Raw genomic sequence first — 24053 nt, 5'->3', positions numbered from 1 at the left:
ACCTGAAATAAGTGAATAAGGAAATATAGAGAATTTTTAAAGTCTCACCACCGTGTGGCGGCAGTCTGCGCCCGGGGTGAGCAGAAGTCAGGAGACAAGCCACGCATGGCATCCAAGAAAAAAGAAGAAGCAGCAACTGAATCCACTGTGGCTGCGGCGGTAGCCAGCATTGACCGCGATAGCCTCGCGCCCAAGACTCGCCTCTACGCCCTGGCCAAGCAGGTGGGTGTGACCTCCAAGGAGCTGGTGGCGCAGTTCGCCCAGATCGGCATCAAAAAGTCCGCGCAGTCATCGCTGACTCCGGAGGAGATTGGCCAGCTTATCGACGCCACTGTGCCCGCCTCGCAGCCCGCGGCCACAACGGCTGCGGATACCGCGGCGGAATCTGACGCTGATACGGACGCTGACGCTGGTACCGACGCTGACGCTGAAGCAGAGAATGCTGCGTCCGACACGGAAAAGCCTGCGGAGCCGGCAAAGACCACGAAGAAGAAGCGGGCGAAGCGCGCCACTAAGCGCACCGCGAAGGCGGGGAAGAAGGACGGCAAGCCGGCCAAGGCCAAGAACACCAAGCAGGCCGAGCAGACTGAGCAGCCCGAGCCGCAGCAGCAGGACGAGCCCGCACAGCCGGAGCAGTCTGCACAGTCAGGGCAGCCGGGGCAGCTGCGCGAGGATGAGGAGAAGCTGCGCGAGCGCGTGCGCAAGAACGTCGACAACGAGATCTCCCAGATCGTGGAGAAGGTCGACGCGGAGATGCTGCACGAGGCCCTCGTGGAGGCCGGCGATGACTTTGATGAGGATGAGGTAGCCCCGGTCATCACGCCGATGCCGGAAGACGAGCCGGGAGTCTACGACTACGCCCCGGTCTTCATGGCGCCGCAGGCCACCAGCCCGAAGTCGCGCAAGCGCCGGGACACGCAGGACACTGAGGACGCCGTTGTGCGTGATGCCGAGGCTGCGGAGGACTACGAGTCCTATGATTCGGCTGATTCGACGCAGAACGCGAAGGACGAGCCGCGCAGCCGTCGCCGCGGGCGCCGCGGCACCTCGCGCGGCCGCGGGGCGGAGGTCATCCAGGAGCCGAAGGCCATCAAGGGCTCGACCCGCATTGAGGCGCAGCGCCGCCGCCGCGCCGAGCTGCGCGAGAAGGGCCGCGAGCGCCAGCACATCGTCTCCCAGGCGGAGTTCCTGGCCCGCCGCGAGTCCGTGGAGCGCACCATGGTGGTGCGCGATAAGCAGCGCACCGACGGTGCGGGCATCATCACCCAGGTCGGCGTGCTGGAGGATGACCTCCTGGTCGAGCACTTTGTCACCACCGAGTCGCATCCTTCCCAGATTGGCAACATCTACTTGGGCCGCGTCCAAAACGTCTTGCCCTCGATGGAGGCAGCCTTCGTCGACATCGGACAGGGCCGCAACGGCGTGCTGTACGCGGGAGACGTCGACTGGCGCGCGCTGGGCATTGGTGGGCGCGGCCGCAAGATTGAAAACGCGCTGAAGTCCGGTGACCAGGTGCTGGTCCAGGTGGCCAAGGACCCCATCGGCCACAAAGGTGCGCGCCTGACCACCCAGATTTCGCTGGCAGGTCGCTTCCTGGTCTACGTGCCGGGCGGGCGCAGTGCAGGCATTTCCCGCAAGCTGCCGGTACCGGAGCGCAAGCGCCTCAAGTCAATCCTGGAGCGCGTTATTCCGGGCGATGGCGGTGCCATCATCCGTACTGCGGCGGAGAACGTGCCGGAGGAGGACATCGCCACCGACGTCAACCGTCTGCACTCCCTGTGGGAGGACATCAGCGCCCGCGCCGCGCACGAAAAGGCCACGAAGGGCGCCAAGCCGGTAACCCTCTACGAAGAGCCGGATCTGCTCATCAAGGTCGTGCGCGACCTCTTCAATGAGGATTTCAGCACACTCGTCGTGGACGGCAAGCGCTCCTATAACACGGTGAGCGCCTATGTAGATTCCATGGCGCACGACTTGGCGGACCGCGTGGTGCGCTACGACGCCCGCGAGCACGGCGGCGAGGACGCCTTCGACGCCTACCGCATCGATGAACAGCTGCACAAGGCGCTCAGCCGCAAGGTGTGGCTGCCCTCCGGCGGCACGCTGGTCATCGACCGCACTGAGGCCATGACCGTCATCGACGTCAACACAGGCAAGTTCACCGGATCCGGCGGCAACCTGGAGGAGACCGTCACGCGCAACAACCTGGAGGCCGCCGAGGAAATCGTGCGCCAGATGCGACTGCGCGATATGGGCGGCATGATCGTCGTCGACTTCATCGACATGGTCCTGCCGGAAAACCAGGATTCTGGTGCTGCGCCGCCTCAAGGAGGCCTTGGGCCGCGACCGCACCCGCCACCAGGTCTCCGAGGTCACCTCTTTGGGCCTGGTGCAGATGACCCGCAAGCGCGTGGGAACCGGCCTGGTCGAAACCTTCTCCACCGAGTGCGAGGCCTGCCACGGACGCGGCATCATCATCCACGAGTACCCGGTGGACGAGGAGCCGGAGGAGGAGACCGGAAAGCCGCAGCACCGCCGCGGACGCAAGGAGCGCCGCAAGCCGCAGCGCGATCCGCAGCAGCACCCGACCGCCGTCCACATGCACGAGCATGAGGACGACGAGCCCTCCGCGGAGAACCGCGGAGATCGCCGGGCAGAGCGCAGCGCTGACCGCGGATCGGGGCGTAGTGAGGACACCTCGCTGGAGGATCTTGTGGCCAACGTCGTCGTCGACGACGAGGGCGGCACCCCGGACAGCGCGTCCATCGGCTACGCCGTGGCAGAGAGCCTGGCGCCGAAGAAGTCTCAGCGCGGTCGCAAGCCCCGCCGGGCTGCCCGGACGTCGCGCAAGCAGGACAAGCGCGCGGAGCAGGAACCTGCAGTAGAGGCTCCGCAACAGCGTGCGGAGAAGCCTGCTGAGCAGCCGCCGAAAAAGGCAGCGAAGGGTGCTGAAAGGAAGCGCCCGGAGCGCAGCTACGAGGAGGCAGTGGAGGAGTTTGAGAAGTCCCCGCGCCGCCGGCGCCGCACCCGCGGCAACTCGCGCTCTGATGTGCGCCCCCGCCCGGAGGACTTCCAGCAGGACTCGAAGTCGCAGCAGGACGAGCCTGCTCAGCCCCGGCAGGAGCAGCAGGAGGACGCCACCGCGCGCACTGGTCGCCGCCGTGGGCGCCGCCGGGCGGTGCGCAAGACGACGTCGCCAGTCGCGGCCCACGCGGAGCAATCCCGCAGGGACTCCGCTCACGCCAACTCCGGCGACGCCCACGAGAACTCCGCTTCGCGGGGCTCCGGAACTACGCGCAAGGGTGGACGCGGACGCCGCCGAGTGGCGCGGCGCAGGTCACGCTAGATAGGGCGTTTTGCCTTTTCGCCCCATCGCGGGGTAGTCTTTGACAGTCGCTGTTTAGACCATGAACGCGCTGGACGGGACGGACGCGGTTTACGCACGCCCCTCGCCGCTCACGGTTTAGACGCAATTGTCCAATGTCCATTCGTCGGTGGCGTCACCCAGCCGCTGACGAGCCGAGTTTAGATAAGGGGTAGCCCTCTATGTACGCGATCGTCAAGACCGGCGGAAAGCAGTACAAGGTTGCTGAAGGTGACCTCGTCAAGGTCGAGAAGATCGAGGGTGAGCCGGGTTCCTCCGTGGCTCTCACCCCGGTTCTGCTCGTCGATGGCGCAACCGTCAAGTCGAAGGCAGCTGACCTGGAGAAGGTCTCTGTCTCCGCTGAAATTGTCGAGCAGGGCAAGGGCCCGAAGATCGACATCCTCAAGTACAAGAACAAGACTGGTTACAAGAAGCGTCTGGGCCACCGTCAGCCGGTGACCACGCTGAAGATTACCGGTATCAAGTAAGCCTTAACCGGGCTGTAATTCATCCCTGAAGGAGGGGAAACCACATGGCACACAAGAAGGGTGCTTCCAGCTCCAGCAACGGTCGCGATTCCGAGTCCAAGCGCCTCGGCGTCAAGCGCTTCGGTGGTCAGCAGGTTAAGGCCGGCGAGATCATCGTGCGTCAGCGCGGCACCAAGTTCCACCCGGGTGAGAACGTTGGTCGCGGCGGCGACGATACCCTGTTCGCTCTCGCTGCCGGCTCCGTCGAGTTCGGTACCAAGCGCGGTCGCCGCATGGTGAACATCGTGCCGGCCGAGGAGGTCGCAGCTGAGGCTTCTGCCTAAGCGCACAACCTTTTTAAGTCTTCAGTCCCGAGTGCTTCGTGCGCTCGGGACTGTGGCGTTTTCGGGGGGTCGGTCGGCGCGCAGGCCGATGCATGTCGTGCAGGAGGGGTTATAAAATACGCCCGTCCTTGTGGTGTGTGTCATGTACTGGCGGTGGGCTTATTAGGCTCCACTTAGGCTACGAGGGGAGTCCTCAGCATTGCTCTCGCCGGAGTTGTGGGAATTGTTGGGATTGGGTGTATGCGGGGGGTGTGCGTGGGGGAGCGAACAGGCGTAAATGGCGCGGAAGGGTGTACTGCATAATCCTTCGGGGATTCGGTAAACGCCCAGCGCACAGCCTTGACGGCGGAATTTTCGCAGATGTAGTATTGCGTTCGGAACAGCGAGCACGCTTCGACACGAAGCCTCCATACCGTCTCTACACAGTCGCTGTGCGTGTGCTGTACCTCGGTATCGCGCCATCCGCCTAGTGGCTGGCTCGCCCCGCACCCATCACCCTTCCCTTTGTCCTAAGGAGAATCACTATGTTCGCAGAGAAGAAGCGCACCCGCACCGGCTGGATTGTCCCGGCCTCCGTCGCCTCCGTTGCCCTCGTTGCCTCCCTGGCGGCTGGCACCCTGGGCGCCTACTCCGCCCAGATCACTAACAGCGGCAACACCGCCGGCTCCGGTGGACTGACCATGTCCGAGTCCCAGATCGTCGACGGCCAGCCCACCAATACCCACAACACCGCCGAGGGTGAGAACAACACCATCTCCGTCTCTGACATCAACAAGTACGGTGGAAACCTGAAGATGGTCCCGGGGGACACGCAGACCACCACCGTGCAGTTCAAGAACACCGGCTCGGTCGACGCCAGCGCCTTTACCCTCAACTTCGGTGACTGCACGGTCACCGGCCAGGACGCCGGCGAGAACAGTCTGTGCGATGTCCTGCAGGTCACCGTCAAGACTGGCGGCACCACCCTGGCGGAGAACACCACCCCGACCGCCCTGGCTGGCAAGTCCTTCGACATCGCTGAGCCCATGGCGGTAGGCGCGACGAAGGATTTCGATATCACCGTCACCCTGCCGAAGGGGACTACTGATACTTCGATCATGGATCAGCAGATCTCCCAGAACCTGGTGTGGACCCTGTCCGCCTAAGGGCGTCGATGACCCAACACCGCCGAAGCCTAGCAATTGGCGCGGCAGCGGTGGCCCTCGTCCTCGCACTCGCGTGCGGCGTGGCATGGTTGGCGGGCGTGCGGGCGCACGTCCTTACTACTCCGTCGATGGGCACTGAGCTGCCCGTCGGCTCGTTGGCTATCACTACCCCAGCGTCCATCGCGGATGTCGAGGTAGGGGACACCGTCACCGTGCGGGACGGGGCGCGGACGAGGACCCACGAGGTCGTCGAGAAGCTGGGCAACTCCGCCATCACCCAGGGCGTGCTCAACGGCGCCCCCGACGCCCAGGCAGCGACCGATGAGTCCCTGGTGGGCAAGGTCGTCTTTTCCTGCCCGGCGCTGGGCTGGGGAATCCGGCTGGCCGGCTGCATGGCCGTGGGCTGGCTCGTGATGCTGCTGGCTGCCTCCCGGATCGAGGATGAGCTGCACCGCCGCCGCTACCGCAACATTGGAGCATTCCTGGGGCTGGCCTGCGGAATCATCCTGCTGCGGCCGCTATTGGGCGCCTATCTTCTGGGGATGGAGGTCAATGGTTCGGGGCAGGAGGCTTATGCCCGCGCACACGTGGTCTCCACCGGCCTGCTACCCGTGCACGTCGTCCCTATCGGCGAGGGTGGGGGAGAGGACTCCGCGGTGATGAGCCCCACCGGCACGGATTCCTTCGCCATCGATTCTGCACCGAACGACGAGGGCGACTTCGTCTTTCGCCCCCTTCCCGTCCTCACGTGGCGGTGGGTGCTGGCGCTGTTAACGCTGGTGCTCTCTCCCTTCGCGTGGTTTTATGCCCAGTACCGTCGAGCCTTGAGGGAGGACTCTCATGCCCAAGAATGAGCGCCTGCCGCTGGCTTTCACCGCGGTGCTGGTGGCCATCCTCGCGGTGCTGGGCCTTACCCTGCGGCCCACCCTGGGCAGCTGGAGCGCCCAGGTGACCAACACCGCGAACTCCGCCGGCACCGCGGAAGGCGAGCTGGAGGGAACGTGCTACGACGAGATGCAGCGTTCCACGGAGGACTACGGCGGCTACCTCTACCACTTCCATACGCCTTTTGCGCAGGCTACGAATGACTCGCTGGATAAAACGACGTGGGCGGCCACGAACGGTACCGCGATCAGGCCCAACCAGTCCTGGAACGTGGACACCAGCCAGCAGGCCCCGACGGAGCCCTGCGTGGGGGTCACGGGGCACGCGTACCTCAAGGGCGGCAACGCGACGACAGGTGGAGCGATCCAGAGTGGTTTGTCGTCGACGCGCACGACTATCAACACCACCCAGACGCCGGTGACCATGCCTACGCAGTTCACCACGGAGACGTGGGTACGCACGTCGCAGGCACAGGGCACCATCGTGGTGAACTCGATTTTTGGTAACTACGACCGCCCGGTGTGGCGTGTGCAGGTGCTTGGCGACGGCACCGTGGCCTTCCAAGTCCGCAAAGCCCCGCTCGGCGCGGACTTGGTCTACGACCAGGTACAAAGTTACAGCCGCATTGACGATGGCGAGTGGCACCAGGTGGTGACGACGTGGAATTTCACCACCAAGGAGCTGTCCATCGCCATCGACGGTGACTTCGAGGCGGCGAAGGTCTCTACATCCGACCTGTACCGCTTCACCGGCGCCAACGAGGGCTACATCCGGTACGGCTACACCGGCGGTAACAACAACTGGCCGGCGACAAGCCCCGATAACTTCCTGGGGTACATGTCTTTCGCGGCGGTCTATCCCACGGTTCTTTCGGCACAGGATGTGGCGCGGCACTGGGAGGCACGCGAAGGTGTCAGAGGCTGGACGGTACACTAGCCGTCATGGCACGTTTCATTGATCGAGTGGTTCTGCACCTGCAGGCAGGCGACGGCGGCCACGGCTGTGCGTCCGTCCACCGTGAGAAGTTTAAGCCGCTGGGCGGCCCTGATGGCGGCAACGGCGGGCACGGTGGAGACATCCTGCTGGAGGTTTCCACCCAGATCCACACCCTCATGGACTTCCACTACCGCCCGCACCTGAAGTCCGGGCGCGGCGGCAACGGCGCGGGCGATTGGCGCAACGGCGCCCGCGGCGAGGACCTTATTCTCGAGGTTCCGGCTGGCACCGTGGTCTACACCGAGGACGGCGAGATGCTTGCGGACCTTACCGTGCCGGGCACCCGTTTCGTCGCCGCCGAGGGCGGCTTCGGCGGCTTGGGCAACGCCGCGCTGGCGTCGGCCGCCCGCAAGGCCCCAGGTTTTGCGCTGCAGGGCGAGCCGGGCGAGGCCCGCGAGCTGGTCCTAGAACTCAAGTCCATGGCAGACGTTGGCCTAGTGGGCTTCCCCTCGGCAGGCAAGTCCTCGCTCATTTCGGTGCTGTCGGCGGCCAAGCCGAAGATCGGTGACTACCCGTTTACCACCCTCCAGCCCAACCTTGGCGTGGTGGACATGGGGTATGAGTCCTTCACGATGGCCGACGTGCCGGGGCTCATCCCCGGCGCGGCCGAGGGCAAGGGCTTAGGCCTGGACTTTTTGCGCCATATCGAGCGCACCGCGGTGCTCGCCCACGTGGTGGACACCGCGTCCATCGAGCCGGGGCGCGACCCGCTGTCGGACGTGGAAGCGCTGGAGAACGAGCTGGCCAAGTACCAGGACCTGCTGGAGCAGGACACCGGCCTGGGGGACCTGCGGGAGCGCCCGCGCGTCATCATCCTCAACAAGGCGGACGTGCCCGAGGCCGAAGAGCTCGCGGAGTTCGTCAAGGGTGACCTGGAGGAGAAGTACGGCTGGCCGGTCTTCATCATCTCCGCGGTGGCCCGCAAGGGCCTGGACCCGCTGAAGTACAAGCTTATGGAGATGGTGAAGGAACACCGTAAGGCCCAGCCGAAGGTCAAGGCGGACAAGAACCACACCATCATCCAGCCCAAGGCCGTGGGCAAGAAAAAGAAGGGGTCCTTCGCGGACTTCACCGTCACCCGTGACCCGGAGGTGGAGGGCGGCTTCATCGTCGAGGGCGACAAGATCGACCGCTGGATTCCGCCAGACCGACTTCGAAAACGACGAGGCCGTGGGCTACCTGGCGGACCGCCTGGCCAAGGCGGGTGTGGAGGACGAGCTGCACCGCATGGGCGCCGAAATCGGCTGCCCGGTCACCATCGGGGACATTACTTTCGAGTACGAACCGATGGCGGGCGGTCGCGCGACCGACGCGGGCCGCGGCCAGGACGGCCGCCTCATGAGCACCGAGCGCGTCTCTGCGGCTGAGCGCAAGCGCGCCTCCCAGGCGCGCCGCGGCTTGGTGGATGAGTTCGACTACGGCACGGACGAAGAGGTCACCCGCGAGTCTGCAAACCGGGATCGCTGGCAGGGTTAGGCCGGTATACTGCGCTGGTATGTCATCCGAACACGACAACCAGCCCGACTATCCTCTCCCTCTCGAACCTTTCGAGGGGCCGACCCCGGACATGGACTACCCGGCCACCCCGCCACTGTCTGACAAGTCCAGCGGTTTCTCCTCGCCGCTGCGTGAGCAGATTTCGAAGGCCAAGCGCATTGTCATCAAGATCGGTTCCTCCTCCCTGACGCGGGATGACTTCGTGACCTCGACGGAGAAGATCGACAAGATTGTGGACGCGGTCTGCGCCCGCATGAATGTTTCGGACATCATCATCGTTTCCTCCGGTGCGGTGGCCGCGGGCATGGGCCCGCTGGGCCTGAACCACCGCCCGAACGACCTGGCTACCAAGCAGGCCGCCGCCGCGGTGGGGCAGGTCCACCTGGCCTACGAGTGGGGCACGTCTTTTGCCCGCTACAACCGCACCATCGGTCAGGTGCTGCTGACTGCCTCGGACTTTGGCCAGCGCGATCGCGCCCGCAACGCCCAGCGCACCATTGACCGCCTGCGCCAGCTGCGCACGGTGCCCATCGTCAACGAGAACGACACCGTGGCCACCTCAGAGATGCATTTCGGCGACAACGATCGCCTCTCTGCCCTGGTGGCCAATCTGGTGAGCGCCGATGCGCTGTTCCTATTCTCCGACGTGGACGGTCTTTACGACAAGAACCCGGCGGAGCCGGACGCGAAGTTCGTGGAGGAGGTGCGCACCGGTAAGGACCTCAAGGCGGTCGTGGCCGGTGACGGCGGCAAGGTAGGCACCGGTGGCATGGCCACGAAGGTGTCCGCCGCCCGCCTGGCCACCCGCGGCGGCATCCCGGTGCTGTTGACCTCGACGGACAACATTGGGCAGGCGCTGGACGACGCCTCAGTGGGCACCGTCTTCCACACCCGCGAAGAGCGCCACCTGTCCGCCTGGAAGTTCTGGGCACTGTACTGCGCGGACGCCGGCGGCTCGCTGCGCTTGGACGAGGGGGCGATGGAGGCCGTCGTGCGCGGCGCAAACTCGCTGTTGGCGATTGGCTTGACCGATATCAAGGGCGAGTTCAACGCCGGCGAGATCGTGGACATCATGGGCCCGAAGGGTCAGGTCATCGGCCGCGGCGAGGTGGGCTATGACTCCACCACGCTGCGCCGCCTCATGGGCAAGCACACCGATGAGCTCCCGGAGGAGCTGCGCCGCCCAGTGGTCCACGCCGACTACCTGTCTAACTTCGCCTCCCGCGTCTGATGCGCTACTACATGGGCCCTGAAGAGTGGGCACCCACGGCCAAGGACATTGAGGCTGCCGGCCATGAGCGCGTGGACAGCCTGGCGGAGGCAGAGGTCTTCGTTAACACCTCCTCTGATCCGGCTGCGGTGCCGGACCTGCCGGAGAACATCCAGTGGGTGCAGTACTGCTTCACTGGGGTCAACCACCTCATCGAAGCCGGACACATCCGGGAAGGCGGGGTGCCGTGGTGCAACTCCGCCGGCGCGTTTGCCAAGCCGGTGGCGGAGTCGGCGCTGGGGCTTCTTCTGTCCCAGGCGCATCACCACAAGGCCTTTGCGCTGGCGAAGACCTGGGACGTAGCTCACGAGCTGGATCAGTCCCAGGCCTGGCTCTATGACCAGCAGGGGCCGAAGCGTGTGGTGATCGTGGGCGCGGGTGGTATCGGCAAGCAGCTCATGGCCTACCTCAAGCCTTTCGGTGTGCACATCACGGCGGTCAACCGCTCCGGCCGCGCGGTCGAGGGCGCGGACGTGACCCTGCCCATCGAGCGTGCGGGAGAGGTGTGGGGTGAGGCCGATTTTGTGGTGAGCATCCTGCCAGCGACGGCGGCGACGGAGCACTACTTCGACGCCGAGATCTTCCGCGCCATGAAGGACTCCGCGGTCTTCGTCAACGTCGGCCGCGGCAGCACGGTGGTCACCGATGACCTGGTGCAGGCCCTGCGCGAGTGCCAGATTGCCGGCGCCGGCCTGGAGGTCATGGACCCGGAGCCGCTGCCGGATGGGCACCCGCTCTATGACTTGCCCAACGTCACGCTCACGCCGCACATGGCGGCGTCCTTCCAGGTGGCCCAGCACCACATGGGTGCTATCTTTAACGCCAACGCTGCCGCGTGGGAGCGCGGCGAGGACATGCCCACGCGCGTCGACCCGGACGCCGGATACTAGTGGAGGAAGTGCATGAAGTACGCCATTGAACCGAAGCCCTGGGAGGAGACCATCGCGGTGCTCGACGCTGCGGGGTTCGAGCGCGCCGCGCTTGGCGACGCCTCCTTCCTCATCTACAACGGCGATGGCACCGATTTCCCGGATCCCCTCCCGGAGAATATTGGCTTCGTACAGATCCCGTCGGCGGGCGTGGACCACGTCCTCGATGCCATGAAGGGCAGCAGTGTGCCGTGGTCGAACGCCGCCGGTGTCTACGACAACACGGTGGCGGAATCCACCATCGGGCTGCTCTTGGCGCAGCTGCATGCGCACCGTCGCGTCAACGGCACCTTCGATTCCTATGCTGAGATGGAGGCGCACACCTCCTATCTCTACGACGACAAGACGGTCGCCATCATCGGTGCGGGTGGCATTGGCAAGCGGTTGATTACGATGCTCTCCGGCTTTGGGCCGCGCATCATCGCGGTCAACCGCTCCGGCAACCCGGTCGCTGGCGCGGACGAGACTTATCCCATCGCCGAGGTGGAGAAGGTGTGGCCCAAGGCTGACTACTTCGTCCTCATCGCCCCGCTAACCCCGGAAACCCGCCACATGGTGGATGCGCAGGCATTCAAGCAGATGCCGGACCACGCCGTCGTCGTCAACGTTGGCCGCGGCCCGCTCATCAAGACCGAGGATCTCGTGGAGGCGCTCAACTCCGGGCAGATTGCTGGCGCGGCGCTCGACGTCACCGACCCGGAGCCACTGCCGGAGGACCACCCGCTGTGGAAGGATAAGCGCGTGGTTATTACCCCGCACATTGCCAACACGCAGCGCTCCGTGCGCGAGAAGATTGGCGCGCACACCATCAAGGTGGCCAAGGCTTTCGCGGCGGGGGAGGAGCTGCCCACGCGCGTGGACCCGCAGGCAGGGTACTAATGGAGAACCCCGACATTCGCGTTGGTGATGCGGAGCGTTCTGAGGCCTTGGAGCAGTTGAGCCAGCACTTTGTCAACGGCGTGCTGGCACCTGATGAGTTCGAGCAGCGCACAGCTGAGGCTGCCCAAGCCCGCACGCGTGGTGAGATCGCGGTGCTTTTCCAGGACCTCCCAGCGCTGACACCAGGCGCGGATGCGCCCGCCACCAATCAAGAGGCGGAGCTGGAGGACATGCTCTCTCGCGGCCGAAAGGTGCAGGTGGCGGATGCCGTCATCTGGTCGGTGGCTATGATTGCTTTCTTCCTGGGGCTCTTCCTCTTTGACTGGGGCTACTTCTGGCTCGCACCTGTCATCGGTGCTTTTGCCTCCATGGGCGTTCGCGGCGTGCTGAACTTCAGCGACTCTGACGAGAAGCTCTTCGAAGAGCTGTCTGACAGTGAGAAGGATAAGCGCGCGGAGCGCCTACGCGCCGCAGCCGAGCGCCGCCGGGAACTCGGCGCCTAAAACGCTCATACCTGGAAAAATCCCTGACAAGCCGGCGGTCCTTCCGTACGCTGGTATGGCATGAGCAACACTGAACGTGAAGAAGTTCTGTCCAAAGCCCGCGCCGCCAAGGCGGTGGCGCCGCAGTTCGCGCAGCTGCCCACCCCGCGCAAGAACGAGATCCTCAACCGTGCCGCGGAGAACCTCATCGTGCACACCGAGGACATCCTCGCTGCTAACCAGCGCGATATCGAAGCCGGCCGCGCCAACGGCATGTCGGAGTCCCTCATTGACCGCCTCTCTCTTGACGCCGCCCGCATCGAGGGTATTGCCGGCGGCTTGCGCCAAGTGGCCTCCCTCCAGGACCCGGTGGGGGAGATCCTGCAGGGCCGCACCATGGACAACGGCATCCAGATGAAGCAGGTCCGCGTGCCGCTCGGCGTGATGGGCATGGTCTATGAGGCCCGCCCCAACGTCACCGTGGATGCCTTCGGTTTGGCGCTGAAGTCCGGCAACGTGCCGCTGCTGCGCGGTTCCAAGTCCGCGAAGAATTCCAACGCCAAGCTGGTGGAGCTCCTGCAGGACACTCTCGCGGAGTTCGACCTTCCGCGCGAGGGCGTGCAGCTGCTGCCGTGCGAGACGCACGACTCCGTCCAGGATCTCATCACCGCCCGCGGCCTGGTGGACCTGGTGATCCCGCGCGGCGGCGCCCGCCTCATCAACGCCGTGGTCGAAAACGCAACGGTTCCCGCCATCGAGACCGGCACCGGCAACTGCCACTTCTACGTCGATGCATCGGCCGACCTGGACAAGGCCATCGACATGGTCATCAACGGCAAGACCCGGCGCACCTCCGTGTGTAACTCCACCGAGTGCGTGCTCATTGACGCCGCGCTTGACGACGCTTCCAAGCTCCGCATCATCACCTCCCTCCAGGAGGCAGGGGTTACCATCCACGGCACCGTGAAGGAACTCGAAGCCTTCGGTGTGCAGGACGCCGTGGAAGCCACGGACGAGGAGTGGCGCGAGGAGTTCCTCTCCATGGACATCTGCGCCAAGGTGGTCGACGGCGTCGACGGCGCCATTGCCCACATCACCGAGTACACCACCGGCCACACCGAGGCCATTGCGGCCCAGGATGCTGACGTGCTGCTCACCTTTGCCAATCAGGTCGACGCCGCAGCGGTCATGCTCAACGCCTCCACCGCGTTCACGGACGGAGAGGTCTACGGTATGGGCGCAGAAATCGGCATCTCCACGCAGAAGCTGCATGCCCGCGGCCCGATGGCGCTGCCGGAGCTGACATCCACCAAGTGGATCCTGCAGGGCACCGGCCAGACTCGCCCCTAAATGGGACAGCCGGGGGCAGTTGTGGTGCGCAGACGCGGTGCACTGGGTAGTGTGTAGCGCGGTAATAAAAACAGAATGATTGGTGAACCTCCCCGTGCTGTCCCGCCTCGCTTCCACCGCCGCCGCAGCTGTCGTTGCTGCCGCCGCCGTGTTCATCCCCCAGACCGTCTCCGCGCCCGCCGCGCAGGCAGACGAGCAGTGCCCCGCAGTGGTTTTCGTGGCCGCCCGCGGCTCCGGCCAGAATGACAAGATCTACCCCACGCAGTATTCCAACCAGGGCGGCCGCGCCTCCAACGGCTGGGAGGCGGAGTCCATCCGCATGATGCTGCAGAACACCGAGGCTCGCTACCAGGCCACCCACGACGGCAACTCGGTGATGAAGGACGTCTACGTGCTGGGCCTGGAGCCCAAGTACTACCCGGCCACCAATCCGGAGTACACTGTGCCGAACGTGGCGCTGCCCACCACCGCCGCCCAGGTCTTGGGCCTGGTGCTGCAGTACGCCCAGCCGGCGATTGGCACCGCGGTGTCTGCCGTGGACCAGTTCTCCCACTCCGTGGAGACCGGCCGCCGGGGCGTGATGAGCGCCATCAATGACTACGAGGCGGGCACCGGCTGCCACCCGCAGTACATCCTGTCCGGCTTCTCCCAGGGCGCGATGGTCATTGCCAACCACGAGGCGGAGCTGGCTCTCCGCGGCCAGCTCGCCGGCGTGGTGACCTTCGGCGACCCGCTGACCCGCCGGAACGATCCGTCCGTCGTGGGCAACACCCAGGGCGCGGGCGGCCCGTTGGGCTTCATGCCCTACCCGCGCGCCACGGCGAACCGCGTGAACTACTGCCTGCCTGCCGACGGCGTCTGTGACCTCTCCGTCAACAACCTGTACTCCGCAGCGCCGAGCGGTGGCTCCCACAGCCACTACTTCTTCCGCGCCTACCCGTGGGATAACCAGGTCTATGACGCCATCGGCCGCTTCGTCGATGGGGTGCGCTTCCGCTAAGCCGTCTATACTCACCACCCATGACTAGTCCGCAACGCATCGGAATCATGGGTGGCACCTTCGATCCCATCCACAACGGCCACCTCGTGGCAGCCAGCGAGGCCGCCCACCGCTTCCGCCTCGACACGGTGGTGTTCGTGCCCACCGGCCAGCCCTGGCAGAAGGCCCACAAGCAGGTCACCGCCGCCGAGCACCGCTACCTCATGACCATGGTGGCCACCGCGTCCAACCCGCGGTTTACCGTCTCCCGCGTCGACATCGACCGTGAGGGGCCGACCTACACCATCGACACGCTGCGGGATCTGCGCGCCGTCTTCCCCGACGCGGAGCTGTACTTCATCACCGGCGCGGACTCGCTGGCCTCCATCATGAGCTGGCGAGACTGGGAGGAGATGCTGGAGATGGCGCACTTCGTCGGCGTGACCCGCCCTGGCTACGAGCTCACCAAGGATATGCTGCCGCAGGACTCGCAAGACGACATCGAGCTCATCGATATTCCCGCCATGGCCATCTCCTCCACGGACTGCCGCGCCCGCGCGGAGCAGGGCCAACCGGTGTGGTACCTCGTGCCGGATGGGGTGGTGCAATACATCGCCAAGAACCACCTGTATAGCCCGCGCCCGGAAAAGCCGCTCTGATCGCCCTTTCCCCATTCTGAATAGGAAAATTCGCAGTAACGTGTAAGACTAGAGTCCTTAAAGTTGTCCGCATCCAACGCGTTGTATAGGGATTGTCATGTCGATTACTGATGAAGCACGCCAGATGGCGGAGACCGCCGCCCTGGCGGCCAACGAGAAGCTGGCCACCAACATTGCCGCTATCGACGTCTCCGACGTGCTCGCCATCACCGAGGTCTTTGTCCTGGCCTCCGCTGATACCGAGCGCCAGGTGGCGTCCATCGTCAATGAGGTTGAGGACGAGCTGACCAAGCAGGGCTTCGAGCCCAAGCGCCGCGAGGGCAACCGCGAAAACCGCTGGGTACTGCTGGACTACGGTCCCATCGTGGTCCACGTGCAGCGCAACGACCAGCGCGAGTTCTACGGCCTGGACCGCCTCTACCACGACTGCCCGTTGCTGGACATCCCGGGTCTTGAGACCCCGGAGCGCCCGGGCGAGTGGGCCAACGAGGTCAACCTGCGTGAAGTCGAGTCCCTCGACGAGATCCCGCTGGCTCAGGCGGAGCCGGAAGACGACGAATTATGACCCGCCGCCTCCTGCTCATCCGGCACGGCCAAACCACGTATAACGCCACCGGCCGGATGCAAGGCCACCTCGACACCGAACTGTCGGAGGTCGGCTACGCCCAGGCCCGCGCCGCCGCGGACCTGCTGGAGGACAAGGACATCACAGCCATCGTGGCCTCCGACCTCACCCGCGCCCGCACCACCGCGGAGATTATTGGTGAGCGGTTGGGGATCCCGGTAGACGCTGACAAGCGCCTGCGCGAAACCCACCTGGGCGAGTGGCAGGGCATGACCTCCGCCGAGGTTGATGAGCAGTTCCCCGGCGCGCGGGCGCTGTGGCGCCACGACCCCACCTGGGCACCGCCGCACGGCGAGAGCCGCGTGGACGTAGCCAACCGTGCGCGCCCCGTTATCGATGAACTCATGCGCGACCACCCCGAGTGGGACAACGGCGCGGTGCTCGTCGTCGCCCACGGCGGCGCCATCTCGGCGCTGACCTGCCACCTGCTGGGCCTGGAGCACCGCCAGTACGGCATCCTGTCCGGGCTGAAGAACACCCACTGGTCGCAGCTGACCGCCCGCCCCGAATTCGACGCTGCACGCCCCCTGTCGCCGCTGGCATTTACCCCAGAGAACGTGGACCGCGCGCAGTGGTACTTCGACGGCTGGAACATGGGCGGACACGTCGTCGGCGGCGCAGGGGCGGACGTCTAGTGATTCGCGTCGTCACCGATTCCGCGGCAGGCCTGCCGGCGGACATCGTGGAGGAGCTCGGCATTAGCGTGGTGGACCTCCACGTGATGGAAAGCCACGGCAAGGACGGCGCGGAGCTGTCCACCTCGGGGCTGACCTCCCTGGAGCTGGCCGCCCTGTACGGCCGGGAGATGGAGCGCTCCGGTGACGAGGGCGTGCTGGCCATTCACCTGTCGAAGGAACTGTCCTCCACGTGGTCGGCGGCCGTGACCGCCTCCGGGGTCTTCCCGGATACCGTGCGCGTCATCGACTCCGGTACCGCCGGTATGGCCATGGGCGCGGCGGCGATGGCGGCGGCGAAGCTGGCCCAGGAAGGCGCTGACCTGCAGGAGTGCTACGCCGCCGCCGTGGATACCCTGGAGCGCGGGCACACGTGGGTCTACCTCAACTCGACGGAGGACCTCCGCCGCTCCGGGCGCCTCTCCGCGGCCACCGCGATGCTGTCCACGGCCCTGCTGGCCACCAAGCCCATCATGTCGGTAGAGGGCGGCAAGCTGGAGTTGGTGGGCAAGACCCGCACGCAGACCAAGGCGTTTACCAAGCTGGTGGACTTGGTGGCCTCCCGGGCGCAGGGCCAGCCCGCCTTCGTGGTGGTGCAGTACAACCAGGACGAGGTGGCCGCACGCCGCCTGGAGGACTTGTTGCGCCTGGCGCTGCCGGATTCTTCCTTCCTGCGTGTGGAGCTGACCAGCGTGCTGTCCGTGCACGTCGGGCCGGGCGCTATCGGGGTATCCGTCGTCTTTAGTTGACGCCTTCACCAAGTTATCCACAGGCGGGCGCGGTGTGTGTCGCGGCCGGTGGGTGCCGTGCGTAGCGTCGCGGGCATGAACGCCATTGCTGACCGCCTCCGTGACCTTGCCCGCCCCACCGGTGAGGAAGACCTGCTCACCGTCGACTACCCGCGCCCGCGTGTGCGGAATCCCGCCCTGGCTAGCGCTCGTGGTGGTGGGGCTCGCGGGCGCGGGCCTACTGGTGTGGCTGGGCGGGACGAGTACGCCCAACCCCTACGAGGTCGAGGCCGTGAGCAGCGAGGCGCCGGCGGACATTGTGGTCGCGGTAGTGGGGGAGGTGGAGAACCCGGGGCTGGTCACGCTAGCACCCGGCGCGCGCGTCAACGACGCCCTGGAGCAGGCGCGGCCCAAGGTGCCCACAGACGGGCTCAACCTGGCGCAGAAGCTTAACGACGGCGAACAGCTCACCGTCGGCGCCCCTGAAGAGCCCGGCGGGGCGCCTGCCGACGAGACGGTCTCCCTGAGCAGCGCCACGGCCGAGGAACTCACTGCGCTCCCGGGCATCGGGCCGGCGACGGCGGCGGCGATTATCGCCCACCGCGAGGAGGCCGGCGCGTTCACCTCGGTAGAGCAGCTCATGGACGTCTCCGGGATTGGCCCGGCTAAGTTCGAAAAGCTCAAGGACTCGGTCCGGCCGTGAGGGAGCTGCGGCTGGTGCCCGCCGCGGCGGTGGCGTGGGCTGCCACCCTGGCGGTTTTGCTGGGGCACCCGTGGCTCGTGGCGGGCCTGGTCGTCGTGGTGAGCTGGTCGTTTCTGCGAGCAGGCCACCGCGGGCAGGCCGTCCTCTGTGCCGCCAGCGCAGCGCTCTTCGCCACGCTGGCCGCGGTGCGCTCCCAGCGCGCCGAGCGCTTCCACTTCGGCGCCGAGGTCACCGGCCGCCTCACCGCGGATCCCACCCAGACCGCCTCCGGGTGGATGGTGCGCCTGAGCGTGCCGGGATACCCGGCGCAGCTGCCGGTCTTCCTCACCGAGCGTCCGGAGGCCTTCGCCGGTTCGCTCGTCACCGTCACCGGGCGCCCCGGGCCCGCGGACCGTCCCGGGGTGGGGGATACCGTCTTCAGCGGGGAGCTCGTGGCCCACTCCCACAGCTGGACGGCCGGGGTGGCAGAAAGGTTCCGCGCCATCTGCGATAACGGCCTCATCCCCGGCATGGTGCTGGGGGATACCAGCCTGCAAAGCCCAGAGGACAAGCAGCTCTACGTGGATACGGGTCTGTCGCATCTGAGTGCGGTGTCGGGATCCAACGTGGCGATTGTGTGCACCGTGGCGGCGCTGCTGGTGCGGGGGCCGCGGGCGCGGGTGGTGGCGTCGGCAAGCGCGTTGGCGTTATACGTCTCCCTGGTGGGGTGGGAGCCCTCCGTGCAGCGCGCCACCGTGGCCGGTGCGGTGGGGCTGCTGGCGGTGCTCAACTCCTCCAGGATGGAACCGCTCCACGCGCTCAGCCTCGGGGTCCTAGCGCTGCTCGCCCTGGACAGCGACCTGGCCGTCAACTACGGCTTCGCCCTCTCCGTGGCGGCCACCGCCGGCATCGTCGCACTCATGCCGCTGCTGCTGCGCGCGTTGGGAACCGGCATCCTGGCGCGGGCGGTGGCGGTGGCCATCGCCGCGGACATCGTCACCATGCCGCTCATCGCCCTGATGACCGGGCGCATCTCCGTCGTATCCGTCGTGGCCAACGTGCTCGTCGCCCCCGTCGTCCCCGTGATCACGGTGGTGGGCCTTGTCGCCGCAGCACTCGCGCAGGTGGGCTGGGGCCGCCCGCTCGTACTACTCATCGAGCCGCTGGCGGACTGGATCCACGGGGTGGCTGCTGCCATGCCGATTACCACGGTGGAGGCCGGGCCCGTGGCCGTGCTGCTATTCGGCGGGTGGGTCGTAGCGGCGTTGCTAAGATGACAGGCATGTCTTCAGCCCCCGTGCACCTCATCCTCGGCGATGACGAGTTTTTGGCCGAGCGCGCCCGCCTCTCCATCCAACACGGCGAGGTCACCAAGCTCAAGGCCTCCGAGGTCAGCGAGGGCGAAATCCTGGAGGCCACCAGCCCCAGCCTGTTTGGGGACGAGCGCTGCATCGTCATCAGTGACGTGGAGAAGGCCGGCAAAGAGGTCACGCGCATTCTGCTCGACGCCTGCGTGAGCCCCATGCCCGGTATCACCCTGGTGCTGCTGTACTCCGTGACGGCGAAGACGCTGAAGAAAAAGAAGAAGCCGCCGGAGCTCATCGCCGCGCTGCGCAAGACCGCCCAGGTCCACGAGGTCTTTTCGCTGTATTCCAACGAGCTTGCCCCGTGGGCCACGCGCGAGTTCGCCTCCCACGGCGTGCGGCCGACCCCGGACGTGGTGCAGGCGCTTCTCGACGGCGTCGGTTCCGACCTCCGCGAGCTCGCCTCCGCCATCTCGCAGCTCGTCTTCGACACCGGCGGCAACGTCACCCGGGAGGCCGTGCACCAGTACTACGTGGGCGTGGCGGAGGTGGCCAACTGGGACATCGCGGACGCGGCGGTGGCCGGCAAGGTTGAGGCGGCGGTCTCCACGTGCCGCCGCGCCCTGCAGCTGGGGGCGAGCCCCGTGGCCATCGCCTCGGCGCTGGCGAACAAGGTGGGCAACATCGCCCGGCTCTACAGCGCGCGCGGGGACCAGTACTCCCTGGCCGCGCAGGCGGGCATGGCGCCGTACGCGGTCAAGCTCACCCAGCCGGTGGCGCGCCGCTGGTCGGGAGACAACCTCACCAAGGCCGTCATCCTCATGGCGGAGCTCGACGGCGCGGTCAAAGGCCAAGGTGGCGACGAGGAATTCGCGGTAGAGGCTGCTGTGCGTCGGGTGGCGGAACTGGCGCGCTAAACTATCCCACCATGGATGAGATCCGCGACTTTGCTACGAAGCTCTTCGACCTCGCCCGCGCCGGCGACGCCACGCTCTTGGACTACATTGCCCAAGGCGTCAACGTGGACATGGTGAACCAGGACGGCCAGTCCTTTATCATGCTCGCCGCCTACCACGGCCACGCCGAGCTCGTGAGCCAGCTGGCTGCCGCAGGGGCCGACGTCAACCTGCTCAACGACCGCGGCCAGTCCCCGCTGGCCGGGGCCATCTTCAAGAAGGAAGACGCGGTGGTCGACGCCCTCCTGAACGCCGGCGCCGACGCGCATGCCGGCCAGCCCAACGCGCTGGATTCGGCCCGCATGTTCGGCCGCGAGGACCTCCTCGAGCGCCTGTCATGAGCGTGTCCGCGTTCGCGGCCCTGATCCTGATGAACCTGGTGGGCGCGGCCGCGCCGGGCCCCGACATCATCCTGGTGACCCGCTATGCCACGCGCTCGCGCCGCCACGCCATCGCGGCGGCCACCGGCGTTCTGGTAGGCGTGCTGTTCTGGTGCTCGCTCACCGTCTTCCCGCAGGTGATGTCCCTCATCCAGGTCCTGGGCGGCTGCTTCCTTGTCTTTATGGGCGTGCTGTCCATCCGCAGCGGGCTGGAGCAGCGCAAGCACCCGCCGGAGGACCTCGAGGAGGCCGCGGCACGCCTCGGCTCCACGCGCAAGGTGTTCCGCACTGGGTTGATGACCAACCTGTCCAACCCGAAGATCGTGCTCTTTCTGGCCGCGCTCGTCGCCCCGCTGCTGCCGCCGCATCCGCCGCTGTGGCTGTCGGTGGCCCTGGTGCTGAGCATGGGCCTGTCCACCTACCTGCTTTTCGTGTTCCTCTCCACGGTGATTTCCACCCCCGCGGTGCGTCGCCGCCTGCTGGCCGCGGGCCCGTGGATCGACATCGGCTCCGGTGTCTTCTTCATCGCCGCCGGCTGCGCCCTGGTGTGGGCTGGCCTCTAGCCCAGCCTTTCGGCCAGCCAGTGCGACCACGCCGCTACAGTGGACGCGCGGCGCCGCAGCGTGCTCTCACCCAAACCCAAGCCGGCCGTGTGCATGAGCGACTCGGCCTCCTCCTTGGTGATGGGCCGGCCAGCGTCCACGACTAGCTTCACCATCTCCCGGAACACCGGCCGGGAGGCCAGCGCTTCCACCAGCGTGAGGTTGCGCTCGTCGCGGGTGCCGTCGAGGCGATTAAGCCCCAGGTAGCGTGCGGCGTTGGTGTAATAGTCCGCCTGGCGCGGGGTGAAGCCGAAGGTCTCTGGCATCTCCGCCTTGGCCACCGGGTTCTCCAACAGACTGATGACGCGGGCGAAGGAATCGGCCTGCGGAAAGGGCACGCCCGGGGCCGCCGCCTGCGTGTGCGCCAGGATGTCGCGCACCGCCGCCGGGGTGAGCGCGGTGCTGCCGAGGACGTAGCGTGCGGTGGCGACTAGCTGGATGCTGCGAAAATCCGCCGGGTCCGGGAACGCGTAGCGGTAGAAGTGGAACACGCCGTTGGAATACACCAGGTAGACGGGCACCACCTCCTTGTCCAGCGCCCGGGAGAAACGGCGGAAGGGGAAGTAGAGCTGGCGGATGTTGAAGTCGGGGCTCAGGCGGTTCTTGGCCTCCACCAGCACCAGGTGCTCGGCGGACTCGTAGCCGGCGTCGATTTCCATCTGCGCGCGGTCCACCACGACGTCGCGGCCGCCGACCCGGATAGGTAGCCGCTGCGTGGACATGCGGCCGCTGACCGTGGGCACCAGGTGGGAGCCGATAAAGTCCTCGAGCATGCCGCTTAAGTGCGCCACAGTCAACGCCATGCTTTCCGACGTCACCTGCTCAAAATCAATCGAGCAAATATGCCGCGGCACCGGCACCGATGTCAGCGGCCCCGCCTCGTCCGGGAAGCGCTCGTAGAGGTCGAACTCGCCGATGAGGTAGGCGTCCCGGCGAAGTGGCAGCATGGACAACCCGCGCTGCCGAAAAACCTGCGGGCGAGCCGCAGAAAAGTCGTGCTTGGCCATAAGGCGCGGCTCGCGCCCGGACAGTCGCTTGAGTGTGGACGCTTCCAGCACCGCGTACCCGAAGGTGGCCAGCTCGGTCTCGAGGTGGGGGAGGACGCGGTCCCAAGCGTCGTCGTTAAGCATAGTTGCGCACGAGGACTTCGTTGACCTTGCCGCGCTTCGACGCCACCGAGTTCACCGCGCGCGTGGCCTTAACGGTCTCCACGCGGTAGTCGGCGTAGAGCTCGGTGATGAAATCCGTCGCCGAGTTTGACAGCAGGAACTTCACGCCGCGCGCATCGAGCGCATCGCAGGTCTCCTTGAGCCGAATCTGCTCCGCGCGGCCGAAGCCGCCGGACTGGTAGCCGGTGAAGTTGCTGGTGGGGTTGACCGGATCGTAGGGCGGATCGAAGTAGACGAAGTCCCCCTCGTTCGCCTCCAGCGCGGCGTAATCGCCGTTGCTAAAGGCCACGTCGTGGGAGTCTAGGTACTCGGAGACCTCCCGCAGGTTGGGCTCGTCGCAGATGGTGGGGTTGGCGTAGCGGCCGAACGGTGCGTTGAACTGGCCGGCGTTGTTGACGCGGTAGAGGCCGTTGTAGCACGTCTTGTTGAGATAAATGGTGCGCGCGGCGCGTTCCACGCGGCTTAAGTGCGCAAATTCCGGCGAGCGGTCCAGTGCGCGCATGGAATAGAAAAAATCCGACTCGTTCGGATACCCCCGAAGCAGCTCAATGAGCTCGTCCACGTCATCGCGGACTACTTCATAGACGGTAATGAGCTCGGTGTTGAGGTCATTGACCCGGGCGCGCTCAGGCGCCAAAGAAAAAAGAACCGCCCCGCCGCCCAGAAAAGGCTCGACGTACGTGTCGTAGCTTTCGGGCAGCATGGAGTGGATAGCGGGAAGCAACTGGCGCTTGCCGCCCACCCACTTCAGGAGCGGTTTCATTTAGGCCATCTTGTTGAAGGCGTTGGCCATGCCGGACTTCTTGTTGGCCGCGTTGTTGCGGTGGAACACGCCCTTGGACACGGACTTGTCCAGCGCACGGGAGGCCACGCGCAGCTGCTTCTCGGCAGCAGCCTTGTCGCCCTCGGCGACGGCGGCGCGGAACTTACGGATCTCGGTGCGCACTGCGGAACGCACAGCCTTGTTGCGCTGGCGAGCCTTCTCGTTGGTCAGGATGCGCTTCTGCTTGGACTTGATGTTTGCCATTAGAAATACCTCTTGCAATCGTAGGAATCGGTGTAACCGAGGAAGGCGGACCCAAGGTCCTGACCGCCAGCATGCCCCGGCATCCACAAAAATTTAGCAGGCCAAACGCCGAATTCCCAAATCACGCCCAGTGGTAGCGCGAGCGCAGCCGGTTAGCCACGCGCTCGAAGCGGCGCTCCGGGAACAGCGTGCCCTGGCGGCGGCACTGCTCCTCGGAGATCTCCAGCACGCGGTCCATGCGCACCCAGCACTGCCGGCCCGTCTCGTCCCACTCGCCGGTGCCGATGTCCAGCCATTCCTCCTTGTGGGCATGCCCCGGGTTGGCAGAGATGAGCAGGCCCAGCACGGTGGTGCGGGTGCGGGAGACGATGAGGATGGCGCGCTCGCGCGGCGGGGACTGTTTGCCGTCGGACGGCGCCCAGACCCACACCACCTCGCCGGAGTCTGCTTGGCCGTCCATGTCCGGGGTGAAGAAGACGCTGCGCGGGTGGGCGGCGGCGGATTCGACGCGGATATCGGCGGCTTTGCGGGGTTCCGTGGCGGTGTCGTTCTGGTTCATGCCCAGTCGTCCGGTGATGTGCTCTAGGCCGACGTCGACAGGCTCCGGGCGTCCGAAGCCTAGAATGCGGGCCAAGCTAAACATGTCGTCTATTCTAAACT

24 protein-coding genes and 2 pseudogenes are annotated in these 24053 nt (G+C 66.1%); 22 read left to right on the top strand and 4 right to left on the bottom strand.

Annotated features, from left to right (window positions below):
• Positions 1–105 precede the first annotated feature (105 nt).
• From ACKFR8_RS06090 to ACKFR8_RS05985, 22 genes and pseudogenes are all read left to right on the top strand, one after another.
• A pseudogene (locus ACKFR8_RS06090) lies at positions 106–3346 on the top strand (translation initiation factor IF-2 N-terminal domain-containing protein).
• Positions 3347–3546: 200 nt separating this feature from the next.
• Positions 3547–3852 carry a 50S ribosomal protein L21 gene (gene rplU, locus ACKFR8_RS06085; protein WP_408930902.1) on the top strand — a complete coding sequence of 102 codons (306 nt, stop codon included), beginning with the start codon at positions 3547–3549 and terminating at the stop codon, positions 3850–3852.
• A 44-nt stretch (positions 3853–3896) separates the two neighbouring features.
• On the top strand, positions 3897–4175 hold the full coding sequence (gene rpmA / locus ACKFR8_RS06080; protein WP_408930901.1) for a 50S ribosomal protein L27: 279 nt from the start codon (positions 3897–3899) through the stop codon (positions 4173–4175).
• A 524-nt stretch (positions 4176–4699) separates the two neighbouring features.
• Positions 4700–5320 (top strand): hypothetical protein, encoded by a 621-nt coding sequence (locus tag ACKFR8_RS06075; protein WP_408930900.1) that lies wholly within the window; start codon positions 4700–4702, stop codon positions 5318–5320.
• Positions 5321–5328: 8 nt separating this feature from the next.
• On the top strand, positions 5329–6174 hold the full coding sequence (locus ACKFR8_RS06070) for a hypothetical protein (RefSeq protein ID WP_408930899.1): 846 nt from the start codon (positions 5329–5331) through the stop codon (positions 6172–6174).
• On the top strand, positions 6161–7141 hold the full coding sequence (locus tag ACKFR8_RS06065) for a LamG-like jellyroll fold domain-containing protein (RefSeq protein WP_408930898.1): 981 nt from the start codon (positions 6161–6163) through the stop codon (positions 7139–7141). The genes ACKFR8_RS06070 and ACKFR8_RS06065 overlap by 14 nt, the downstream gene beginning before the upstream one ends.
• Positions 7142–7146: 5 nt before the next feature.
• Positions 7147–8677: pseudogene (gene obgE, locus ACKFR8_RS06060) on the top strand (GTPase ObgE).
• A gap of 19 nt (positions 8678–8696) precedes the next feature.
• Positions 8697–9929, top strand: a complete 1233-nt coding sequence (proB, locus tag ACKFR8_RS06055; protein WP_408930897.1) for a glutamate 5-kinase — start codon at positions 8697–8699, stop codon at positions 9927–9929.
• Positions 9929–10858 (top strand): D-isomer specific 2-hydroxyacid dehydrogenase family protein, encoded by a 930-nt coding sequence (locus ACKFR8_RS06050; protein ID WP_296133933.1) that lies wholly within the window; start codon positions 9929–9931, stop codon positions 10856–10858. Before proB ends, ACKFR8_RS06050 begins: the two co-directional genes overlap by 1 nt.
• Before the next feature lie 12 nt (positions 10859–10870).
• Complete coding sequence (locus tag ACKFR8_RS06045; protein ID WP_408930896.1) at positions 10871–11776, top strand: D-isomer specific 2-hydroxyacid dehydrogenase family protein; 906 nt, start codon at positions 10871–10873, stop codon at positions 11774–11776.
• A complete protein-coding gene (locus tag ACKFR8_RS06040) occupies positions 11776–12279 on the top strand; it encodes a DUF1707 SHOCT-like domain-containing protein (RefSeq protein ID WP_296133930.1) in 504 nt (167 codons plus the stop codon). Before ACKFR8_RS06045 ends, ACKFR8_RS06040 begins: the two co-directional genes overlap by 1 nt.
• Positions 12280–12339: 60 nt before the next feature.
• Complete coding sequence (locus tag ACKFR8_RS06035; protein WP_296133928.1) at positions 12340–13608, top strand: glutamate-5-semialdehyde dehydrogenase; 1269 nt, start codon at positions 12340–12342, stop codon at positions 13606–13608.
• A gap of 82 nt (positions 13609–13690) precedes the next feature.
• On the top strand, positions 13691–14608 hold the full coding sequence (locus ACKFR8_RS06030; protein WP_296133945.1) for a cutinase family protein: 918 nt from the start codon (positions 13691–13693) through the stop codon (positions 14606–14608).
• Positions 14609–14628: 20 nt separating this feature from the next.
• Entirely contained in the window at positions 14629–15246 is a 618-nt protein-coding gene (gene nadD / locus ACKFR8_RS06025) for a nicotinate-nucleotide adenylyltransferase (protein WP_296133926.1), read from the top strand.
• A 97-nt stretch (positions 15247–15343) separates the two neighbouring features.
• A complete protein-coding gene (gene rsfS / locus ACKFR8_RS06020) occupies positions 15344–15811 on the top strand; it encodes a ribosome silencing factor (protein ID WP_296133925.1) in 468 nt (155 codons plus the stop codon).
• Positions 15808–16506 carry a histidine phosphatase family protein gene (locus ACKFR8_RS06015; protein ID WP_408930895.1) on the top strand — a complete coding sequence of 233 codons (699 nt, stop codon included), beginning with the start codon at positions 15808–15810 and terminating at the stop codon, positions 16504–16506. The genes rsfS and ACKFR8_RS06015 overlap by 4 nt, the downstream gene beginning before the upstream one ends.
• Complete coding sequence (locus tag ACKFR8_RS06010) at positions 16506–17294, top strand: DegV family protein (RefSeq protein WP_296133921.1); 789 nt, start codon at positions 16506–16508, stop codon at positions 17292–17294. Before ACKFR8_RS06015 ends, ACKFR8_RS06010 begins: the two co-directional genes overlap by 1 nt.
• A gap of 85 nt (positions 17295–17379) precedes the next feature.
• Complete coding sequence (locus ACKFR8_RS06005) at positions 17380–17976, top strand: helix-hairpin-helix domain-containing protein (RefSeq protein ID WP_408930894.1); 597 nt, start codon at positions 17380–17382, stop codon at positions 17974–17976.
• Positions 17973–19232, top strand: a complete 1260-nt coding sequence (locus ACKFR8_RS06000; protein ID WP_296133917.1) for a ComEC/Rec2 family competence protein — start codon at positions 17973–17975, stop codon at positions 19230–19232. Before ACKFR8_RS06005 ends, ACKFR8_RS06000 begins: the two co-directional genes overlap by 4 nt.
• Positions 19229–20176 carry a DNA polymerase III subunit delta gene (holA, locus tag ACKFR8_RS05995; protein WP_296133915.1) on the top strand — a complete coding sequence of 316 codons (948 nt, stop codon included), beginning with the start codon at positions 19229–19231 and terminating at the stop codon, positions 20174–20176. Before ACKFR8_RS06000 ends, holA begins: the two co-directional genes overlap by 4 nt.
• Before the next feature lie 11 nt (positions 20177–20187).
• Positions 20188–20556, top strand: a complete 369-nt coding sequence (locus ACKFR8_RS05990; RefSeq protein WP_296133914.1) for an ankyrin repeat domain-containing protein — start codon at positions 20188–20190, stop codon at positions 20554–20556.
• A complete protein-coding gene (locus ACKFR8_RS05985; protein WP_408930893.1) occupies positions 20553–21158 on the top strand; it encodes a LysE family translocator in 606 nt (201 codons plus the stop codon). The genes ACKFR8_RS05990 and ACKFR8_RS05985 overlap by 4 nt, the downstream gene beginning before the upstream one ends.
• Here ACKFR8_RS05985 and ACKFR8_RS05980 read toward each other — a convergent pair.
• The 4 genes from ACKFR8_RS05980 to ACKFR8_RS05965 all read right to left on the bottom strand — a co-directional run bounded on the left by ACKFR8_RS05980 (position 21155) and on the right by ACKFR8_RS05965 (position 24036).
• On the bottom strand, positions 21155–22327 hold the full coding sequence (locus tag ACKFR8_RS05980) for a type II restriction enzyme (RefSeq protein WP_408930892.1): 1173 nt from the start codon (positions 22325–22327) through the stop codon (positions 21155–21157). The genes ACKFR8_RS05985 and ACKFR8_RS05980 overlap by 4 nt on opposite strands.
• Entirely contained in the window at positions 22320–23129 is an 810-nt protein-coding gene (locus tag ACKFR8_RS05975; protein ID WP_408930891.1) for a DNA adenine methylase, read from the bottom strand. Before ACKFR8_RS05975 ends, ACKFR8_RS05980 begins: the two co-directional genes overlap by 8 nt.
• Complete coding sequence (rpsT, locus tag ACKFR8_RS05970; RefSeq protein WP_296133907.1) at positions 23130–23393, bottom strand: 30S ribosomal protein S20; 264 nt, start codon at positions 23391–23393, stop codon at positions 23130–23132. It lies immediately after the preceding gene.
• Between the two features lie 121 nt (positions 23394–23514).
• Positions 23515–24036: a type II toxin-antitoxin system PemK/MazF family toxin gene (locus ACKFR8_RS05965; protein WP_296133905.1), complete on the bottom strand. Its 522-nt coding sequence runs from the start codon at positions 24034–24036 to the stop codon at positions 23515–23517.
• Positions 24037–24053: the final 17 nt, after the last annotated feature.

It is taken from the genome of Corynebacterium axilliensis, assembly GCF_046097495.1.
Classification (GTDB): Bacteria; Actinomycetota; Actinomycetes; order Mycobacteriales; family Mycobacteriaceae; genus Corynebacterium.
Note: the sequence above shows the minus strand (reverse complement) of the source record. Positions and strands in the feature narration are given on the sequence as shown.

Coding starts and splice junctions, on each gene's coding strand:
- ACKFR8_RS06070 (WP_408930899.1), top strand. CDS start 5,329: ATGACCCAACACCGCCGAAGCCTAGCAATTGGCGCGGCAGCGGTGGCC.
- ACKFR8_RS06050 (WP_296133933.1), top strand. CDS start 9,929: ATGCGCTACTACATGGGCCCTGAAGAGTGGGCACCCACGGCCAAGGAC.
- ACKFR8_RS05980 (WP_408930892.1), bottom strand. CDS start 22,327: ATGCTTAACGACGACGCTTGGGACCGCGTCCTCCCCCACCTCGAGACC.
- proB (WP_408930897.1), top strand. CDS start 8,697: ATGTCATCCGAACACGACAACCAGCCCGACTATCCTCTCCCTCTCGAA.
- ACKFR8_RS06040 (WP_296133930.1), top strand. CDS start 11,776: ATGGAGAACCCCGACATTCGCGTTGGTGATGCGGAGCGTTCTGAGGCC.
- rplU (WP_408930902.1), top strand. CDS start 3,547: ATGTACGCGATCGTCAAGACCGGCGGAAAGCAGTACAAGGTTGCTGAA.
- ACKFR8_RS06075 (WP_408930900.1), top strand. CDS start 4,700: ATGTTCGCAGAGAAGAAGCGCACCCGCACCGGCTGGATTGTCCCGGCC.
- ACKFR8_RS05990 (WP_296133914.1), top strand. CDS start 20,188: ATGGATGAGATCCGCGACTTTGCTACGAAGCTCTTCGACCTCGCCCGC.
- ACKFR8_RS05975 (WP_408930891.1), bottom strand. CDS start 23,129: ATGAAACCGCTCCTGAAGTGGGTGGGCGGCAAGCGCCAGTTGCTTCCC.
- ACKFR8_RS06015 (WP_408930895.1), top strand. CDS start 15,808: ATGACCCGCCGCCTCCTGCTCATCCGGCACGGCCAAACCACGTATAAC.
- rpsT (WP_296133907.1), bottom strand. CDS start 23,393: ATGGCAAACATCAAGTCCAAGCAGAAGCGCATCCTGACCAACGAGAAG.
- rpmA (WP_408930901.1), top strand. CDS start 3,897: ATGGCACACAAGAAGGGTGCTTCCAGCTCCAGCAACGGTCGCGATTCC.
- ACKFR8_RS05965 (WP_296133905.1), bottom strand. CDS start 24,036: ATGTTTAGCTTGGCCCGCATTCTAGGCTTCGGACGCCCGGAGCCTGTC.
- holA (WP_296133915.1), top strand. CDS start 19,229: ATGACAGGCATGTCTTCAGCCCCCGTGCACCTCATCCTCGGCGATGAC.
- rsfS (WP_296133925.1), top strand. CDS start 15,344: ATGTCGATTACTGATGAAGCACGCCAGATGGCGGAGACCGCCGCCCTG.
- nadD (WP_296133926.1), top strand. CDS start 14,629: ATGACTAGTCCGCAACGCATCGGAATCATGGGTGGCACCTTCGATCCC.
- ACKFR8_RS06045 (WP_408930896.1), top strand. CDS start 10,871: ATGAAGTACGCCATTGAACCGAAGCCCTGGGAGGAGACCATCGCGGTG.
- ACKFR8_RS06065 (WP_408930898.1), top strand. CDS start 6,161: ATGCCCAAGAATGAGCGCCTGCCGCTGGCTTTCACCGCGGTGCTGGTG.
- ACKFR8_RS05985 (WP_408930893.1), top strand. CDS start 20,553: ATGAGCGTGTCCGCGTTCGCGGCCCTGATCCTGATGAACCTGGTGGGC.
- ACKFR8_RS06035 (WP_296133928.1), top strand. CDS start 12,340: ATGAGCAACACTGAACGTGAAGAAGTTCTGTCCAAAGCCCGCGCCGCC.